At 71.8% G+C, this 17,058-nt stretch carries 16 protein-coding genes; 8 read left to right on the plus strand and 8 right to left on the minus strand.

Annotation, left to right across the window (positions count from 1 at the left end):
* Position 1 precedes the first annotated feature (1 nt).
* The gene (locus ABCS02_RS32855) at positions 2-2,983 is read right to left on the minus strand and encodes a glycosyl hydrolase (protein WP_345839927.1); all 2,982 of its coding nucleotides are present in this window, start codon (positions 2,981-2,983) and stop codon (positions 2-4) included.
* A 103-nt stretch (positions 2,984-3,086) separates the two neighbouring features.
* Between ABCS02_RS32855 and ABCS02_RS32860 the strand changes: the two genes are divergently transcribed.
* Both ABCS02_RS32860 and ABCS02_RS32865 read left to right on the plus strand, forming a co-directional pair.
* Positions 3,087-3,755 carry a nucleoside/nucleotide kinase family protein gene (locus ABCS02_RS32860; RefSeq protein WP_345839928.1) on the plus strand — a complete coding sequence of 223 codons (669 nt, stop codon included), beginning with the start codon at positions 3,087-3,089 and terminating at the stop codon, positions 3,753-3,755.
* Positions 3,756-3,764: 9 nt separating this feature from the next.
* Positions 3,765-4,013 (plus strand): glutaredoxin family protein, encoded by a 249-nt coding sequence (locus ABCS02_RS32865; RefSeq protein WP_345839929.1) that lies wholly within the window; start codon positions 3,765-3,767, stop codon positions 4,011-4,013.
* Here ABCS02_RS32865 and helR read toward each other — a convergent pair.
* Together helR and ABCS02_RS32875 are read right to left on the minus strand one after the other, a co-directional pair.
* The gene (gene helR / locus ABCS02_RS32870; protein ID WP_345839970.1) at positions 4,010-6,163 is read right to left on the minus strand and encodes an RNA polymerase recycling motor ATPase HelR; all 2,154 of its coding nucleotides are present in this window, start codon (positions 6,161-6,163) and stop codon (positions 4,010-4,012) included. The genes ABCS02_RS32865 and helR overlap by 4 nt on opposite strands.
* Before the next feature lie 78 nt (positions 6,164-6,241).
* Positions 6,242-6,868 (minus strand): MBL fold metallo-hydrolase, encoded by a 627-nt coding sequence (locus ABCS02_RS32875; RefSeq protein WP_345839930.1) that lies wholly within the window; start codon positions 6,866-6,868, stop codon positions 6,242-6,244.
* On the opposite strand from ABCS02_RS32875, the gene ABCS02_RS32880 reads away from it, so the two are divergent.
* The 3 genes from ABCS02_RS32880 to ABCS02_RS32890 all read left to right on the plus strand — a co-directional run bounded on the left by ABCS02_RS32880 (position 6,867) and on the right by ABCS02_RS32890 (position 9,717).
* Positions 6,867-7,670, plus strand: a complete 804-nt coding sequence (locus tag ABCS02_RS32880; protein ID WP_345839931.1) for an alpha/beta hydrolase — start codon at positions 6,867-6,869, stop codon at positions 7,668-7,670. The two genes, ABCS02_RS32875 and ABCS02_RS32880, sit on opposite strands and share 2 nt — an antisense overlap.
* Positions 7,671-7,765: 95 nt before the next feature.
* Complete coding sequence (locus ABCS02_RS32885) at positions 7,766-8,737, plus strand: aldo/keto reductase (protein WP_345839971.1); 972 nt, start codon at positions 7,766-7,768, stop codon at positions 8,735-8,737.
* A 119-nt stretch (positions 8,738-8,856) separates the two neighbouring features.
* A complete protein-coding gene (locus tag ABCS02_RS32890) occupies positions 8,857-9,717 on the plus strand; it encodes an aldo/keto reductase (protein ID WP_345839932.1) in 861 nt (286 codons plus the stop codon).
* A 3-nt stretch (positions 9,718-9,720) separates the two neighbouring features.
* Here ABCS02_RS32890 and ABCS02_RS32895 read toward each other — a convergent pair whose 3' ends face one another.
* Entirely contained in the window at positions 9,721-10,629 is a 909-nt protein-coding gene (locus ABCS02_RS32895) for a LysR family transcriptional regulator (protein WP_345839933.1), read from the minus strand.
* Between the two features lie 134 nt (positions 10,630-10,763).
* On the opposite strand from ABCS02_RS32895, the gene ABCS02_RS32900 reads away from it, so the two are divergent.
* Positions 10,764-12,050, plus strand: a complete 1,287-nt coding sequence (locus tag ABCS02_RS32900) for a saccharopine dehydrogenase C-terminal domain-containing protein (RefSeq protein WP_345839934.1) — start codon at positions 10,764-10,766, stop codon at positions 12,048-12,050.
* A gap of 3 nt (positions 12,051-12,053) precedes the next feature.
* On the opposite strand, the gene ABCS02_RS32905 is transcribed toward ABCS02_RS32900, so the two are convergent.
* Together ABCS02_RS32905 and panD are read right to left on the minus strand one after the other, a co-directional pair.
* Positions 12,054-12,584, minus strand: a complete 531-nt coding sequence (locus ABCS02_RS32905) for a hypothetical protein (protein WP_345839935.1) — start codon at positions 12,582-12,584, stop codon at positions 12,054-12,056.
* Entirely contained in the window at positions 12,581-13,018 is a 438-nt protein-coding gene (gene panD, locus ABCS02_RS32910; protein WP_345839936.1) for an aspartate 1-decarboxylase, read from the minus strand. Before panD ends, ABCS02_RS32905 begins: the two co-directional genes overlap by 4 nt.
* A gap of 75 nt (positions 13,019-13,093) precedes the next feature.
* On the opposite strand from panD, the gene ABCS02_RS32915 reads away from it, so the two are divergent.
* Positions 13,094-13,978 (plus strand): hypothetical protein, encoded by an 885-nt coding sequence (locus ABCS02_RS32915; protein WP_345839937.1) that lies wholly within the window; start codon positions 13,094-13,096, stop codon positions 13,976-13,978.
* A gap of 7 nt (positions 13,979-13,985) precedes the next feature.
* Here the strand turns inward: ABCS02_RS32915 and ABCS02_RS32920 are convergent, their stop codons facing one another.
* Positions 13,986-14,645, minus strand: a complete 660-nt coding sequence (locus ABCS02_RS32920) for an MOSC domain-containing protein (protein ID WP_345839938.1) — start codon at positions 14,643-14,645, stop codon at positions 13,986-13,988.
* A 148-nt stretch (positions 14,646-14,793) separates the two neighbouring features.
* On the minus strand, positions 14,794-16,311 hold the full coding sequence (locus ABCS02_RS32925; protein WP_345839939.1) for a peptide MFS transporter: 1,518 nt from the start codon (positions 16,309-16,311) through the stop codon (positions 14,794-14,796).
* Between the two features lie 96 nt (positions 16,312-16,407).
* Here ABCS02_RS32925 and ABCS02_RS32930 point away from each other — a divergent pair, with 96 nt between their 5' ends.
* Positions 16,408-17,028: an NYN domain-containing protein gene (locus tag ABCS02_RS32930; protein WP_345839940.1), complete on the plus strand. Its 621-nt coding sequence runs from the start codon at positions 16,408-16,410 to the stop codon at positions 17,026-17,028.
* Positions 17,029-17,058: the final 30 nt, after the last annotated feature.

A 17,058-nucleotide genomic window follows, 5' to 3' on the forward strand; every position in this document is an offset into this window, starting at 1 on the left:
CTCAGACCTCCCGCACGACGCGCACCGGGCCGAGCAGACCGTGCGGACGCACCACCGTCACGTGCGGCTCCTGCCGCCCCAGCAGGAACAGCCCCATGTCCGGGATGCCGTCGTAGTAGCCGCGCGCGATCAGCCGATTGTTCAGCGAGCTGGCCACCCGGACCACCACGGTGTTCTCGCCCGCGCGCGCTGCATCGGTGATGTCGACCACCGGCCGCGACGTGTCGAAACCCACGGCCTCTCCGCCGTTGACGGCCACCGAGCCGAGACCTCCCGCCGTCGAGCCGAGGTCGAGCAGCAGTCGCTCGCCGGTCGCCGCGAGCGCGTCGAGCATGAACGACGTGCGGTACTCCGCCACCCCTGACACCTCTGGCCCGACACCGGGCAGCTCGGCCCACGGCAGCAACTCGGAGCCGGCCACCGGCAGCACGTCGACCGCCGTCGTCGGCCGCACCTCCCGGCTCTCGTAGCCGAGGCCGCGGTCCTCCACGATCGGTTCGTCCTCGCCGGCGTCCCAGCTCTCCACGGCGATCGCCCAGCCGCCGACCTCCTGCACGACCTCGCGGGCCGCGGGCGCCGAGTCGGCCGGAGGCTGCGAGCGGTCGACGGTGAACAGCGCGGTCTCACCGGGCGCCAGCGCGACGGTCAGGACGGTCCGCTCCCCCTCGGCCCGCACGCCCCGGCGCTCGGCGACCGTGCCGCTCCAGGCGTCCACCCGGTGCGGCGTCCCGAGGCCGGGCAGCGCGACCTCCACCACGGTGTCCTCGCCCGTCTCGTAGAGGAAGTGGTACAGGTACACATGCAGCAGGTCGCCGTCCTCGCGCAGATAGCCGAGCACGTTGCGGTTCTCGGCCGTGAACTCGGCGCGACCGACCACACCGAGATCGCGCAGCGCCGCCACCGTCCGCGCCGGGTCGTCCACCTCCGCCACAGTCGGGAGGCCGCGCAGCTCGGCCATCGTCGCCGCGAGCACGTCGTCGCGGTGGTCGAGGCCGGGCGTGCGGGAGGCCGCGTGCGCGTTGACGATGTGCTCGCCGGTCATCAGCAGCTTGAGCTCCCGGGCGCCGTTCACGATCAGCACGCGCAGGCCCTGCTTGGCCCAGTCCACAAGGTGCCGCGCGACGTCGGCGCTCAGCGCCTCCTGGTACACGATCAGCGCCTGGTAGCCGGGGCCGTCCGGCTGAACGAGCCCATCGCCGAAGGCCACCTCGTCGCGCAGCAGCAGCGAGCCGTCGAGGAACTCGTAGCTCCAGCCCGCATCCTGCATGCCGAGGTCCTGCCACCAGTGGTTCTCGCGGTTCCGCATCCACATCCGGCCGTAGGCGACCTCGTCGGGGATCCGCTCCCCGTTCTCGTCGAGGAAGAACATCCCGGACATGTTGTCCACGAAGTGGTCGGTGCGCAGGATGCCGACGTCGATGCGCGGACGGCCCTGCCGCAGCAGGTACTGGAACCGGCCGACCGCCTTGTTCCACTGCGGGTAGAACTCGCTCGCGGGCTGGCGGAGGTCGAACCGCTCCGAGAACCCCGGCCACATCCCCTCGTGCCCCGGCCACTCCGTCGCGCCCTCGGCCCCCGCGGTGCTCGCCCAGCCGTGCAGCACGGTCTTGGTGATGCCCGCGGCCAGCTGGGTCGCGATGATCTGGTCGTAGAAGCGGTGGTCGAGCATGTGGTTGCGCGTCGTCGCGCCGGTCTCGGACGAGTACTGCTTGCCGAACAGGTGCGCCGGCCCGGCGAGCAACCGGTACGCGTCGATCTGGGAGCCGAACTCCAGCGACTCGGTCTCGATCCCGTCGACCTCTGGGCCGGGACGGGTCAGCTCGAACGGGAGGCCGTAGCTGATCTCCGAGCGCAGCAGGATGCCGTTCTCGTGCAGGAAGGCCGCGAACGGCCGCAGCATGTTCTCGACGTAGAGGTCGGTCAGCGTCTCCACGTAGTCGTGGCGCACCTTCTCGACGATGCCGCGCTGGTCCTCCGGCGGCTGGTAACGGTAGGTGGTGGCGGAGGCCATCAGCAGCACGCTGCGGGTGAGGAACGGCAGCCACGGGGTGATGTCGTACCCGCGGCGCTCACGGAACTCCCGCGCCACCGACGCGCCCCAGAACAGACCGCCCTCGCCCCAGGTGTTCAGCTCCAGCGAGTCCATGTACATCTGCGCGCGCGGGTTGCGGGCGATCAGTTCGCGCAGCTCGGGCGTCAAGACGGTCGAGCCCCAGTACTCGATCACCGCGTCCACGCCCGCGCGCTCCAGGTAGTTGACCGTGAAGTTGACGCTCGCCGACGGGGAGGCCGTCTGCCCGGTGCCGTGCGACCAGAACACGAACAGCCGCCACTCGCGGCTGTCGGCGGGCTCCCAATCGAGGCGGCCGTCCGCGACGAGCGCGGTGAGGTCGAGGACGCCGTCCACGTCGAGTACGGGAGCCTCGCCCGCCTCGCCGGGCGCGACCACCGGCGCGGCGACCGCGGCGACGAACTCCTGCGTCTTCGGCGCGACGCGGTGCCCGGGCAGCAGGCTCTCCCCCCGCTGCGCATCCAGGTCGATCCGCCTGAGCGCGCCGTGGCGGCCCGCGCCGGCCTTGACCTCCTCGACCACGACGTTCAGCTCGCGTGCCGCGGCCGGATGGTCGGGGTCGATGGTCGGCAGGTTCGCGTTCGACCAGTTGGTGCCGGAGGTGAAGCTCACCGACATCCCCCGCGCCGTCGTCTCCTCGACCACGATCCGCGAGTCGTGCACCCACTCCTCGGAGCCCCAGCCGTACCGCGCGTGGTCGATGGCCTGCTCGTCCATCGCGAGGAACTCCATGCCGCCGAAGCCGAGCCGGTGCGCCGCGTCGATCTCGAACCGCAGGGTGCGGTCGGTGTGGAGGCCCTCCGCCAGCCACCATCGGAGCTCGGGCCGGTATTCGATCGGCGGGTCCAGCAGCGGGCCGCGGTGGGCGTCGAGGGTGGGCCGGCCGGGTGCGGACGGGTCTTCTGCGGGCATCGACGATCTCCTTCGAACGACGTGTGGTGTCCGCAGCATAGCACTTGATTTCCTCACGACAGTACTGAACGAGGAGCTTCGCCCCTCCGCGGACAATGTCCCTATGGAGCCCTCTCCGCACCCCGCCGATCCGGACCTCCTCGCGCGACGCGCCCTCCGCCTGGCCGCAGGCGCCGGCCGCGTGATCGTCGGGATCGTCGGCAGCCCGGGCTCCGGCAAGACGACGCTTGCGCGCGCCGTCGTGGAGGCCGCCGACCGCCAGGCGGGCGAGCAGGTCGCCGCGTACCTCCCGATGGACGGCTTCCACCTCGCCGACGCCACCCTGGAGGCCTTGGGGCGCCAGGATCGCAAGGGCGCGATCGACACCTTCGACGGCTGGGGCTTCGTGGCGTTGCTGGAGCGCGTCCTCGCCGAGCGCGACCATCCTGTGTACGCGCCGGCCTTCGACCGCGCGGTCGGGGAGCCCATCGCCGGGAGCCTGGCCGTCCTGCCCGGCACGCGGCTGATCGTCGTGGAGGGCAACTACCTGCTGGCGCCGTCCGACCCGTGGTCGCGCATCCCACGCCTGCTGGCCGAATCATGGTTCATCGCCACCCCCGAGGAGGAGCGGCTGCGCCGGCTGGTCGACCGGCACACCCGCCACGGCCGCACCCCGGAGGCCGCCCTCGCCTGGGCGCGCGACGTCGACGGCGCCAACGCCCGCCTCATCGAGCCGACCGCGGCGAGCGCGACGCTCATCGTGGACGGCGGACTCCCAGTCGGCGCTGCTTAGGCTGGGACGATGACCGACACTTTCGACACCGTCACGATGTTCGGCGCGGACTGGTGCCGCGACTGCATCCGTTCCAAGTCCCTCCTCGACCGCCTCGGCGCCGACTACGAGTACATCGACCTCGTCGCCCGCCCGGAGGAGGCCGACCGCGCCCACGCGATCAGCGGCCGCACCAACATCCCGGTGATCGTGTTCCCGGACGGGCGGCACCTCGTGGAGCCGAGCGACGCGGAGCTGCAGGCGGCGCTGGGGGTTTAGCGGGCCAGCACCACCAACTCCCGCGTCGACCGCGTCATCGCCACATACCGATCGACCGCTCCCTCGATCCCGTCCCCGAACCCGTCCGGGTCGAGCAGCACCACCAGGTCGAACTCGAGCCCCTTCGACTGCGCGGGCGTGAGGACGCGGAGGCGGTCGGACGGCGACGACCAACCCGGCGAGGCCGCGATCACGCACCCGATCCCCGCCGGATTCTCCCCCAGCCAGCGCGCCACGATCCCGTCCAGGTCGTCCCGCCGGCCACGCACCACCGGCAGCCCGCTGCTGCGGACCGACGTCGGCACGTTCGCGTCGGGGATGGCCGCCCGGATCACCGGCGCGGCCTCGGCCATGATCTCCTCCGGCGTCCGGTAGTTGACGGTCAGCGTGGAGACGCGCACGTCCGGGATGCCCGCCGCGGCCAGCCGCCCCGCCCACGAGTCCGTGAACCCGTGCCGTGCCTGCGCCCGGTCGCCCACGATCGTGAAGCTGCGCGACGGGCAGCGTCGTAGCAGCATCCGCCACTCGGCGTCGGTGAGCTCCTGGGCCTCGTCCACGACGATGTGCGCGAACGGCCCCGCCAGCAGGTCGGGGTCGAGGCTCGGGAGGGCGGCCTCGTCGATCAGGGAGCGCTGCGCGTCCTCCACCTTCAGCATCGTGACGAGCCCCTCGCCGTCGTCGGCGGCGATCAGGTCGTCGACCACCCGGTTGCGGCCCTCGCGCTCGAAGGCGAGGACGGCCTCCCGCTGGCGCGCCACCCGGTTCGCGGCCGGGTCGCCGATCCGCTGCCGGGCGGCGTCGAGCAGCGGGAGGTCGGAGAGCGACCATGCCCGAGGCTCGTCCCGCTGCAGGTTTCGCACCTCCTCGTCGGTCAGCCACGGCGCGCACGCCCGCAGGTAGGCGGGCACCGAGAACAGGTCTCCGAGCACTCCGGCCGGGTCCAGGAGCGGCCACGCGCGGGTGAACGCCGCGCGGAGCCCGTCGTTCCGCGTGACCTGGCGGCGCAGGGCGCCCTCCGGGATCGCGTCGCCGGCCTTCGCCGTCAGGATCGTCAGCAGCTCCTCCCAGACCTCGTCGCGCGCCTCGTCGTGAGGGACGCCCGCCCCGGCCGCGTCGAACGCGTCCGCCCAGTCGTCGGGCGTCAGCGGGAGGTCGGCCCACTCGGTCTCCACGACCATTCCGCGCGACGGCGGGACCTCGTGGTAGCGGACGGCCCTCTCGACCGCGGTCACCATCGCGGCCGACGCCTTGAGCCGGGCGATTTCCTCGTCGGTCTCCGGCTCGGCCGCCGCGCCCTCCGGCAGCAGGTCGCGCAGCGTGCAGAGCTGCACCCCCTCCTCGCCGAGGCTCGGCAGCACGTCGGAGACGTAGGCGAGGTAGGCCGGGCTCGGTCCGACGAACAGCACGCCGCCGTGCCCCTGCGACAGCCGCGGGTCGGAGTACAGCAGGTAGGCGGCACGGTGCAGCGCGACGACCGTCTTCCCGGTACCCGGCCCGCCGTCGACCACGAGCGCGCCGCGGGAGCCGTCCCGGATGATGGCGTCCTGGTCGGCCTGGATGGTCGCGAGCACGTCCCGCATCCGCGGCGACCGGCTCGCGCCGAGGCTCGCGATGAAGGCCGACTGGTCGTCCAGGGCGGCGCGCTCGGTGGCGTCGTCCCAGGCGTCGGCGGCGAAGACCTCGTCCCAGTAGTCGGCCACCCGGCCCTTCGCCCAGCGGTAGCGCCGCCGGCTGACCAGTCCCATCGGGTCCCCGAGCGTCGCCCCGAAGAACGGCTCGGCGGCGGGCGACCGCCAGTCCACGAGCAGCTTCTCGCCGTCGTCGCCGGTGAGCCCGAAGCGCCCGATGTAGACGGTCTCCGCGTCGTCGGTGACCATCCGCCCGAGGCACACGTCGATCCCGAATCGGCCGAGCGCGCGCAGGCGGGCGCTCAGCCGCCGGACCTCGGTGTCCCGGTCGAGCGCCTTCTGCCCGTGACCGCCCGGCGCGCGCAGCTCGGCGGCGAGCTGATCGGACAGCTCGGCGACGGTCCTGCGGAGGGTGTGGTGGATGGCGGCGAAGTGCCGTTCGTCGGCGGCGATGAGGGCGGGAACGGACTTGGCGCGGAGGGTTTCGGGCAGGGCGAAGGCAGGCGAGGAGGCAGTCACGATCGACGATTCTCCGCCCTGACCGGGGCCTTGCGGCAAGCCCCCTGCCCTCCCGTATCCTGGAAATGCAGGGGGAAAGCGTCACACCAGTCGCGCAGGGGCTCCGTGGCCGGGACAGATCAGGCGGGGAGCAGAGGCCGTGATCGCGGCGAGCGTCGCGTCGGCCGCCGCACGGTCGCTGAGGAGCAGGCCCGGGAGGTGGACGAGCCGCCCGTTCGAAACGCGGCCGGCGTCGCCGATGAACGCGACCCCGCGCCAGCGCACCAGGTGATGCCCGGGCGTGTGACCGGGCGCAGGAACCGCGACGACACCGGGCGTGACCTCGGTCTCGAACGTGTCGGGGAGCTCGGTGAGGTCCGGCAGTTCGGGGCGGCCCAGCCATCCCGTCCGGAACATCGCACGGCGCATGCGCGTGGGCGGCGGCTCCTCGCCGCGCAGGATCCGCGCGTCCGCGGCGCCCAGCCACACCCGGGCGCCCGTCGCACGCTGCACGGCCGCCGCGCCGCCGACGTGGTCGGGGTCGTAGTGCGTCAGGACGACGTCGGTCACCCTCGGGATGCTCGCTCCAGCGAGCTCGGCCACCACGGCCTCCGCGCTCGACCGGAGCCCGGTGTCGACGAGCACCGCGCGGTCGCCCTCCTCGATCAGGTAGGTGTTTCCGGCGCGGGCGGACTGCAGCCGATGGACTCCGGGGATCACTTCGCGCATGAGTGGGATGCTAGTCCGCGTGCAGACTCCCGACATCGCCGCGTTGAGACGCGAGGCCCGCGAGCGCGCGCTCGCCCGTCCGCGGTGGCCGTTCGACGGCACGGTGTCGGAGGGCGTGGCCGGGGTGGCGACGCGCCGCTACCAGCCGGCGCGACCCGCACCGAGCACCGCCGTCGTCTTCCTCCACGGCGGTTTCGGCCTGTTCGGGGACCTCGAACTGCAGGACGGCTACAGCCGCCGCATCGCGGGCGCCCTCCACGTCGTCGTGCTCTCGGTCGCCTACCGCCTCGCCCCCGAGGCGACGCTGGCAGAGTCGGCGGCCGACGCGGTCGCGGCGGCGGACCTCCTCCGCGCGGACGGCTTCTCCCGCATCCTGCTGTGGGGCGACTCCGCCGGCGGCACGGTCGCCCTCGCCGCCGCGCGCGACGCCCGGGCGGACGGGCTCGTCCTCACCAACCCGAACGTCGACCTCACGCTCGCCTCGTACGACGACGCGGCGCCGGGAGGTCCCGGCCGCGCGCTCTCGGAATGGTCGTTCGCCCGCTGGGCCGGCGGCGGAGCCCTCGCGGACGCACCGGACCTCGCGGCCGACGCCCGCGGCCTCCCGCCTGCGTACGTCGCCGTCGGCTCGGATGACTCCCTCCTCCCCGACGCGGAGCGCCTCGCCACCGCGTGCGGCGACGCGGGCGTCCCGGCCCGGCTGCGGATCGTCCCCGGCGCCGCCCACGGTTTCATGGGCGGCCCCGACCTCGCCGTCGCGGATGACGTGATCGCCGAGGCCGGACGCTTCCACGGCCTCTGAGCGTCCAGCGATCCATGAGTCGGACCGCACAATCCCATCCACACCTCCTGTTGGACTTCTTGTCGCTTCCGGCGGAGGCTGGCGCCATGACAGACATGCAGTACACGCAGCTCGGCCGCTCCGGACTGAAGGTGTCGCGCCTCGTGCTCGGCACGATGAACTTCGGACCGGAGACAACGCCCGAGGACTCGTACGGGATCATGGACGCCGCCCACGCGGCGGGCATCAACTACTTCGACACCGCGAACGTCTACGGCCGCAGCAAGGGCCACGGCGCGACCGAGACGATCATCGGCGACTGGTTCGCGCAGGGCGACGGCCGTCGCGAGCGGACCGTCCTCGCCACCAAGCTCTACGGCGCGATGGGCGACTGGCCCAACGAGGGCAAGCTGTCCGCGCTGAACATCCGCCGCGCCCTCGACGCCAGCCTGAAGCGGCTGCAGACCGACTACATCGACATCTACCAGTTCCACCACGTCGACCGGGACACCCCCTGGGACGAGATCTGGCAGGCCATCGACGTCGCCGTCGCGCAGGGCAAGATCCTCTACGCGGGGTCGAGCAACTTCGCCGGCTGGCACATCGCGACGGCCCAGGCGGAGGCCCGCAGGCGCGACCTCCTCGGCCTGGTCAGCGAGCAGTCCATCTACAACCTCCTCACCCGCCAGGTGGAGCTGGAGGTCCTGCCCGCCGCTCAGGCCAACGGCGTCGGCGTGATCGCGTGGTCTCCGCTGCACGGCGGCCTGCTCGGCGGCGTGCTGCGCAAGCAGAACGAGGGCCGGCGCCGCTTGGAGGGCCGCGCCGCGGAGACGCTCGCCACCCACCGCGACGCGATCGAGGCGTACGAGTCGTTCGCCGCCGAGCTGGGCCACGAGCCCGGCGACATCGCCCTCGCTTGGCTGCTCACCCGCCCCGGCGTGACCGGCCCGATCATCGGCCCGCGCACGCGCGACCAGCTCGACGCCGGCATCCGCGCCCTCGACGTCCACCTGGACGACGCGGCGCTCGCGCGCCTGGACGAGATCTTCCCCGGCCACAAAACCGCCCCCGAGCACTACGCCTGGTAACCCCGCCCCCTCCCCCTCCCCTCTCGCCGAGGGGCGCGTTGTTGTCACTTTCACGCCTGAAAAGCGACAACGACGTGCCCCTCGCGCCTCGACACAACTCGTATACGCAAGGAGAACGCATGAAGTACCGACCACTTGGTGACCTGCAGGTGTCCGCGATCGGCCTCGGCGGAATGCCCATGTCGATCGAGGGCCGCCCCGACCGTTCCCGCTCGATCGGGACCATCCACGCGGCGCTCGACGCCGGCGTCACCCTGATCGACACGGCCGACGCCTATCACGTCCACGCAGACGAGGTCGGGCACAACGAGGAGCTCATCGCCGAGGCGCTGCGTAGCTGGAGCGGCGACGCGTCCACTGTCCTGGTGGCCACGAAGGGCGGCCACCTGCGCCCGGGCGACGGCAGCTGGACCGTCGACGGACGCCCGGAGCATATCCGGGAGGCCGCGGTCGAGTCGCTGCGCCGGCTCGGCGGCGACGCGCTCGGCCTGTACCAGTTCCACCGGCCCGACCCGAGCGTCCCGTACGAAGAGTCGGTCGGCGCCGTCCGCGACCTCCTCGACGAGGGGCTGATCCGCTACGCCGGGATCTCGAACGCCGACCCCGACCAGATCCGTCAGGCGCAGGACATCCTGGGCGGTCGGCTGGCGTCCGTGCAGAACCAGTTCTCGCCGGCCTTCCGGTCGAGCGAGCCCGAGCTGAGCCTGGCCGACGAGAGCGGAATCGCGTTCCTGCCCTGGAGTCCCCTGGGCGGCATCTCGAACGCAGGCGGCCTCGGCGACCGGTTCGCCCCGTTCGCCGACGTCGCGTCCGCCCGCGGCGTGAGCCCGCAGGTCGTGGCGCTGGCCTGGCATCTCGCCCAGAGCCCGCGCGTCATCCCGATCCCGGGATCGTCGCGACCGGAGACGATCCTGGACTCGCTCACGGCAGTGGACGTCGAACTCACGCCCGAGGAGCTGGCGACGCTGAACGCGGCGTAGCCGTCAGGCGGCGGTCGTGGAGGCGTCGACAGGAGTCGGCGCCTCCACCCGTGCGAGCTGCCGCAGGAACGCCGCCGCCGCCGGGCTCGGCTCGTCCGAGACCGCCACGGCCACGGTCCACTCCGGCACGTCCCCGCTGAGGGCGACCGCCCGCAGCTGCTCCGGGCGCTTGCGCGCGAAGCTCGCCGGGACCACCGCGATGCCGAGGTTGTAGCCGACCAGGTCGAGCAGCGGGTGGACGTCGTTGACCTCCATCGCCGCGCGGTAGTCGAAGCCCGCCGCGGCGAACGCGCGCCTGGCGAGCGTCTGCGCGGCCCAGCCCTCCTGGAAGCCGACCAGCGGCTCGCCGCGCAGGGCCTCGATCGGGATGCTGTCCTCCGCCGCGAACCGGTGCTCCGGGTGGCAGAGCACGAGCAGCGACTGGGTGCTCAGCGGGCGCAGCCGCACGCCGCTCGGCGCGTGGCCGGTGTCGACGACCACCGCGACGTCCGCCCGGCCGCCGGCGACGGCCTCCACCAGCTCCTCCGAGCCGGAGTACCGCAGCCGCACCTCCACGCCGGGGTTCGCCGTGCGGAAAGCCGCGAGCTCTGCCGGGAGGTCGACCGACCCGAGGCACGGCTCGGCGCCGATCGTCAGGCGTCCGCGCAGCAGGCCGCGGACGGCGGCCACGGCGTTGCGGGCGGCGGCGGCGCTGGCCAGCGTCCGCACGGAGTCCGCGAGCAGCGCCTGGCCGGCCGTCGTCAGCTCGACGCGGCGGGTGCTCCGGATGAAGAGCGACGTTCCCAGCTCCTGCTCCAGCGAGCGGATCGAGGCCGACAGCCCGGACTGGGAGATCTGCAGCAGCTCCGCCGCGCGCGTGAAGTGCCGCTCTTCCGCGACGGTGACGAAGTGCTCGAGCTGGCGAAGTTCCATTCAGCAATAATACGTGTCAATCACGCGCCTCCCATCACCACGACAGCTGACAGGATTCGTGCCGAATGGCGACTCCGAGCGGACCATTCGCGCGATTCGTGCCGAATCTGTGGCGCGCGGGCACAATGAGCACCATGCGCATCCTGCTGATCGGCGCCGGCGGCGTCGGAAACGCCATCGCGAAGATCGCCGCGCGCCGGTCGTTCTTCGAGTCGATCGTCGTCAGCGACTACGACCTGTCCCGCGCGGAGGCCACCGTCGCGTGGATCCGCGAGAAGCACGGCGAGCAGGTCGCCCGCCGCTTCACCGCGACCCGCATCGACGCGTCCGACCCGAGTTCGGTCGCGGCCGTCGCCCGCGAGCACCGCGCCACCCATGTGATGAACGCCGTCGAGCCCTCCTTCGTGGAGTCGATCTTCGCGGGCGCGCTCTCGGCAGGCGCCGACTACCTCGACATGGCGATGAGCCTCTCCCATCCGCACGAGACCGAGCCCTACAGCCGCACCGGCGTCAAGCTCGGCGACGCGCAGTTCGCCGAGAACCAGCGCTGGGAGGCCTCGGGCCGCCTGGCCCTGGTCGGCATGGGCGTCGAGCCGGGCCTGTCCGATGTGTTCGCCCGGTACGCCTCCGACGAGCTGTTCTCACACATCGACGAGCTGGGCACGCGCGACGGCGCGAACCTCGTTGTCCGGGACGACGAGGGCAACGAGATCTTCGCGCCCTCCTTCAGCATCTGGACCACGATCGAGGAGTGCCTCAACCCTCCGGTGATCTTCGAGAAGCGCCGGCTCACCGAGGACGGCGACGGCTGGTTCACCACCCCGCCGTTCAGCGAGCCGGAGATCTTCGACTTCCCCGAGGGCATCGGCCCGGTCGAGTGCGTCAACGTCGAGCACGAGGAGGTCCTGCTGATGCCGCGCTGGCTGGACGCCGAGCGCGTGACCTTCAAGTACGGTCTCGGCGCCGAGTTCATCGGCGTCCTCAAGACACTGCACCTGCTCGGGCTGGACTCCACGACGCCCCTCCGCGTGCGCAGCGCGGCGGGACCGGTGGAGGTCGCCCCGCGCGACGTGGTCGCCGCGGCCCTCCCCGACCCGGCCGGCATCGGGCCGCGGATGACCGGCAAGACCTGCGCCGGCGTCTGGGTGACCGGCACGGGGAAGGACGGCCTCCCGCGCAGCGTGTACCTGTACCACGTGGCCGACAACGAGTGGACGATGCGCGAGTACGACGCGCAGTGCGTGGTCTGGCAGACGGCGCTCAACCCGGTGATCGCCCTGGAGCTGCTCGCGAGCGGGACATGGACGGGCACCGGCGTGCTCGGGCCGGAGGCGTTCCCGGCGCGGCCGTTCCTGGAGCTGATGGAGCGGTCGGTGGCGGAGGGCGGCTACGGGCAGACGTGGGGGCTGCGGGAGCCGTGACCCTTACAGCCGCAGCACGCTCGGGCGCGGCAACCCCAGATCCTCCAGCAGGTCCCCCAGCTTCCGATCCAGCTCGTACCCCGCCTGCGTGATCTTGTTGTTGCCGAACCCGCGCAACGGCGCGCTCGGCTGCTCCACACTGAGCACGGTGCGGCCTCCACCGACGTCGTGGAGTTCGACGCGCATCGGCGAGTAGAGCAGCGCGCCCGCGTCGTGCCGGTACATCCGCGCGGCCGTCGCGTAGTCGCCGACGAGGTAGCTCACGCTCGACGTGTCGACGCCGCCCACCCGCATGACCGGGCGCGGGTCGCCGGTCCAGAAACGGACCAGGCCGTGCATCCCTGGCCCCTCGAGCATGCGCGTCAGCGTGGACCAGTCCGCGCCCTGGTCGAGGAGGCCGCTCTGCAGCCTCCGGTCGAGCTCGGGCACCTGCTCCTCGAACGCGCGCCGGAGCTGCGCGAACGGCACCTCCGCCTCCAGCTCGATGCGCCGCGCCTCGACGGTGTGGATGCGCTCGGTGGCGCGGTACGTCACGCGACCACGGTGCCGGCCGCGGACGGCACCGCGAACGGCGGGACGCTCACTCCGTCGCTCAGCGCCTCGGCCGGGTCGTCGCCGACCGCGAGGATCCGGTTCCCAGCGTCGACGTGCACGACGGTCGGCACGAAGCTCTTCGCCTCCGCGTTGTCGAGCTGGGCGTAGGAGATGACGATGACGGTGTCCCCGACCTCCGCCAGGTGCGCCGCCGCCCCGTTCACCCCGATGACGCCGCTGCCCCGCTCACCGGCGATCAGGTAGGTCTCGAACCGGGAGCCGTTGGTCACGTCGACGACGGCGACCTGCTCGCCCGGCAGCAGGTCGGCGGCCTCCATCAGGTCGAGGTCGACGGTCAGCGAGCCGACGTAGTGGAGGTCGGCGTGGGTGACGGCGGCGCGGTGGATCTTCGACTTGAACATGGTGCGGAGCACGGGACGTTCCTTTCGTGGCCTGCATCCATTGTCCCGCTGTTCCGGGCGGTGTCGTCCCGCACGGGAGAATGGAGCGTGCACAACCTCGGACTCCTCTTCGACGTCGACGGCCCGATCGCCAGCCCCGTCACCCGGACCATCGCCATCCGCAGCATCGTCACCGACCTGGTCGCGATGACCGCTGCGGGCGTGCCGATCGCGTTCATCACGGGCCGCTCGGGCGACTTCATCCGTCACCAGGTGGTCGCGCCGCTGTGCGACGCCGGCCTGGGCGAGGCGCTGGAGTCGCACGGCGCACGGATGTTCGGCGTGTTCGAGAAGGGCGGCGCGTGGGCGCCGATAACGGGTGAGGGGATGGGTGAGGTCGCGGTCGACGCGTCGGTCGCCCTGCCCGAGGCGGCGGTCGACGGCATCCGGACGCTGGTACGGGAGCGGTTCGCCGACACGATGTTCTTCGACGAGACGAAGCGCGCGATGATCTCCGTCGAGCAGCGCACCGACGTGGACTCGGCGACGTACCGGGAGGCCCAGACCCGTTTCGAGGACGCCGCCTTCGACCTCCTGACCGGGCTCGGCCTCGGGCTGCGCTACGGCGAGCGCGTCACCCCGGACGCGGCCGGGGAGGTCCCGTTCCGGATCGACCCGACGATCATCTCCACCGACATCGAGTCCGTGCTGCTCGACAAGGACCGCGGCGCCCAGCGCGCGTTCGACTACTTCGCCGAGCGCGGCCCGCTGCCGCACCGCTGGCGTTCCGTGGGCGACTCCCGCAGCGACTACAAGATGGCGGACTACGTCCACAGCACGGGCCGGGAGGTCGCCCACGTGGACGTGCGGCCGGCCGACGGCGTGCTGGAACGGCCGTACGAGGTGATCACGATCGGCGACGCGGTGCACGACACCGCGGGCGCGGAGTTCCTGGCGCACTGGCGGCGCGAGCTGGGGCTGGAGGAGGAGTAGGGCCGGCTCACGCCGCGCGGCCGCGCACCCTCGCGATCGACTCCCGCATCTCCCGCGCGAGCTCCAGCTCCCCGGCCTCCTCCGCCGCCACCAGTGCGTCGGCCTGCTCGGCGTCCGCCGCCGTGAACCACGACGCGATCGTGACCCCGTGTCCCGGCCGCCGCACGACCTCCACCGCGTCGCCCGCGCCCACCGTCCCCGTGTGCACGACCGACAGGTACGCGCCGACGCGTCCCGCCTCGGTGAACCGGCGCACCCACTGCGGCTCGCGCATCCGGCGCTGGAACGTCGCGCACGGCGTGCGCGGGCAGGTCACCTCCACCACCAGCTTCTCGCCGATCCGCCAGCGCTCGCCGATCTCGGCGCCGTCGACGTCCAGGCCGGCGGTGCGCAGGTTCTCGCCGAAGAGCCCGGGCGGGATGGGCCGGCCGAGCTCTGCAGCCCACCACGCGGCGGCCTCGTCGGCGTACGCGTAGAGCGCCTTCGTGGCGCCGCCGTGGTGCTTGCGGTCTGCCTGGATGTCGCCGTACAGCCCGAGCCCGCGCACCTTCAGCCGCGACTCCACCGGCTGCTTGTCGATCGCCGTCACGCCCACATTGCCGTCATCCGGCCGCAGCTGCGCAACCCGGCACACCGCCACAACCCGAGCTCCCGCATCCCTGACCATGCCCCCAGTATGCCGCGCCCCCGCACCCCCGCCGCTTCATCCCGCCCGCAGCCAACGGAGGAGATCCGCCCACTCCACCCCGCGATCTCCTCCGCTCACCGCCGCCGACCGGCGCGCCGTGCGCGATCTCCTCCGTTGCCGACGCGCGCTACCGCACCCCGCGCATCATCCGCAGCACCCACGGACTCAGCACTGCGAGCACCACGCCGATCACCACCGCGACCGCGCCGATAACCCCGAAGTAGACGCCCTCCGTCGCCGGCGAGTACAGCTTCGCGAGCTGCCCCGACATCGCCGTCCCGAGCGCCACCGACAGGAAGTACAGCGCGACCATCTGCGCCTGAAACGCGTGCGGCGCCAGCTTCGTCGACGCCGACAGACCGACCGGCGAGATCAGCAGCTCCGCGATCGTGAACACGAGCAGGATGCCGATCATCGCCAGCAGCGGCGTGCTGTTCGCTCCGCCGCCGGCCCAGAACAGGAACAGGAAGAACGCCAGGCCCATCACAACCGTCCCCGCCGCGAACTTCAGCGGCGTCGACGGCTGGCGGTCGCCCCACTTGGTCCAGATCGCAGCGAACACGCCGGACAGGATGATGATGAAGATCGGGTTGATGGACTGCACCCACGAGACCGGGAACTCCCACCCGAACAGCATCCGGTCGAGCCGCTTGTCCGAGTAGATCGTCACCACGGTGAACTGCTGCTGGTAGAGCGACCAGAACGCCGCGTTCGTGATGAACAGCGGGATGAAGGCGACGATCCGGCTGCGCTCCGTCCCGCTCAGCAGCTTCGAGCTGAGGATGACGACGAAGTACGCGATCGCCGCGACGATGGTGATGCCGATCACCCAGAGGGCGAGGTTGATCGCGTTGATGACCCCGGTGAGGACGAGCCCGAGGATGACGATCACGCCGGCCACGCCGATCCCGATCACCAGCGGGAGGCGCTTGCGCGGCAGCGGGTGCGGCACCTCGCGCGCGAGGTCGGGGAGGCGCTTGCGACCCAGCGAGTACTGGATGAGGCCGATGGTCATCCCGACCGCGGCGAGCGCGAACCCCCAGTGGAACCCGAGCGTGGACTGCAGCAGCCCGGTCAGCAGCGGCCCGAAGAACGCACCGAGGTTGATGCCGAGGTAGAAGAGCGAGAAGCCTGCGTCCCGGCGGGAGTCGTGCTCGTCGTAGAGCGTCCCGACGATGCGCGTCGCGTTCGCCTTCAGGCCACCGCTGCCGACCGCGACGAACAGGAGGCCGACGATCACGCCGGCGAAACTGGGCAGCACGGCGAGCGAGATGTGCCCCGCCATGATGACGACCGCACTCCAGAACAGCACCCGCTCGGACCCGAACAGCCGGTCCGCGAGCCACGCGCCGAGGATCGTGGAGAGGTAGACGGCCCCGCCGTACGCCCCGACGATGCCCGCGGCGGTCGCCTGGTCGATGCCGAGGCCGCCCTTGGCCGCGCTGTAGTAGAGGTAGATGAGGAGGATGCCCTGCATCCCGTAGAACGAGAACCGCTCCCACATCTCCACGCCGAAGATGTTGGCGAGCGAGCGAGGCTGCCCGAAGAACCCGTGGCTGGCGTCGGTGGGGGCGGTGGTGGTGGCGGTGGTTCCGCCCTTCTCCGCGTCGCCGTCGGGAGGGTTGGAGCTGTGGGTGTCACTCATGGCGCCCATGCTCCCACTGCCGACGGCGGAGGTGAACGCTGGGGTTGTGGTCGTATAGACATTTCTCACGCAAGACGCCAGCGGTCGGTGGCGTCATTGCTCATCCCCACGCACACGATCAAACGGGTCAGGTACTTCACCGCGCTGATCAGACCGGCGCTCGGCACCGATCCGCGGGCGCCGATCCGGCAGCAGACGTACGTGCGGGCGTTGCGGACCAACCCGAAGGTCACGATCCACGAGGGTCAGTATCGCAACGACGCCCGGATGATGCCCTCGCTCCCGATCACGTTCGATGACGCTGGGCGGATCACGCGCGTCAAGGTGCGCAAGACGGAGGAGAAGGGCTCCGACGTGAACCTGGCGTCGTACATGGTGTTCGACGCGTGCCGTGACGACGCCGACCTCTTCGTGCTGGTCTCGAACGATTCGGACTTCGCGGCCATGCTGACGCTGCTCACCCGGGAGTTGGACAAGCAGTGGGCGCTTCTGAGCCCGGTCGACAATCCGAATCAGAGCCTGCTGGCGCGCGACCCCGTGCTCATCAAGAGGATCCGCCGCGGCGCGCTTCTGGCGAGTCAGTTCCCCGACGAAATCCGTTCCACGGATCACGGCGTGCTCCAACGACCGGAGGAATGGTCCGGAAACGAAACAGGGGCCCCTTTCGGGGCCCCGCGCCCGGTAGCCGAAGCATCCGGGGGTGTTATTTCAGTCTAGCCCACACCGCCGGCTTTCCCGAAATCGCCT

The sequence above is a fragment of the Microbacterium sp. X-17 genome, assembly GCF_039615055.1.

Coding starts and splice junctions, on each gene's coding strand:
- ABCS02_RS32855 (WP_345839927.1), bottom strand. CDS start 2,983: ATGCCCGCAGAAGACCCGTCCGCACCCGGCCGGCCCACCCTCGACGCC.
- ABCS02_RS32860 (WP_345839928.1), top strand. CDS start 3,087: ATGGAGCCCTCTCCGCACCCCGCCGATCCGGACCTCCTCGCGCGACGC.
- ABCS02_RS32865 (WP_345839929.1), top strand. CDS start 3,765: ATGACCGACACTTTCGACACCGTCACGATGTTCGGCGCGGACTGGTGC.
- ABCS02_RS32880 (WP_345839931.1), top strand. CDS start 6,867: ATGAGTGGGATGCTAGTCCGCGTGCAGACTCCCGACATCGCCGCGTTG.
- ABCS02_RS32875 (WP_345839930.1), bottom strand. CDS start 6,868: ATGCGCGAAGTGATCCCCGGAGTCCATCGGCTGCAGTCCGCCCGCGCC.
- ABCS02_RS32885 (WP_345839971.1), top strand. CDS start 7,766: ATGCAGTACACGCAGCTCGGCCGCTCCGGACTGAAGGTGTCGCGCCTC.
- ABCS02_RS32890 (WP_345839932.1), top strand. CDS start 8,857: ATGAAGTACCGACCACTTGGTGACCTGCAGGTGTCCGCGATCGGCCTC.
- ABCS02_RS32895 (WP_345839933.1), bottom strand. CDS start 10,629: ATGGAACTTCGCCAGCTCGAGCACTTCGTCACCGTCGCGGAAGAGCGG.
- ABCS02_RS32900 (WP_345839934.1), top strand. CDS start 10,764: ATGCGCATCCTGCTGATCGGCGCCGGCGGCGTCGGAAACGCCATCGCG.
- ABCS02_RS32920 (WP_345839938.1), bottom strand. CDS start 14,645: ATGGTCAGGGATGCGGGAGCTCGGGTTGTGGCGGTGTGCCGGGTTGCG.
- ABCS02_RS32925 (WP_345839939.1), bottom strand. CDS start 16,311: ATGAGTGACACCCACAGCTCCAACCCTCCCGACGGCGACGCGGAGAAG.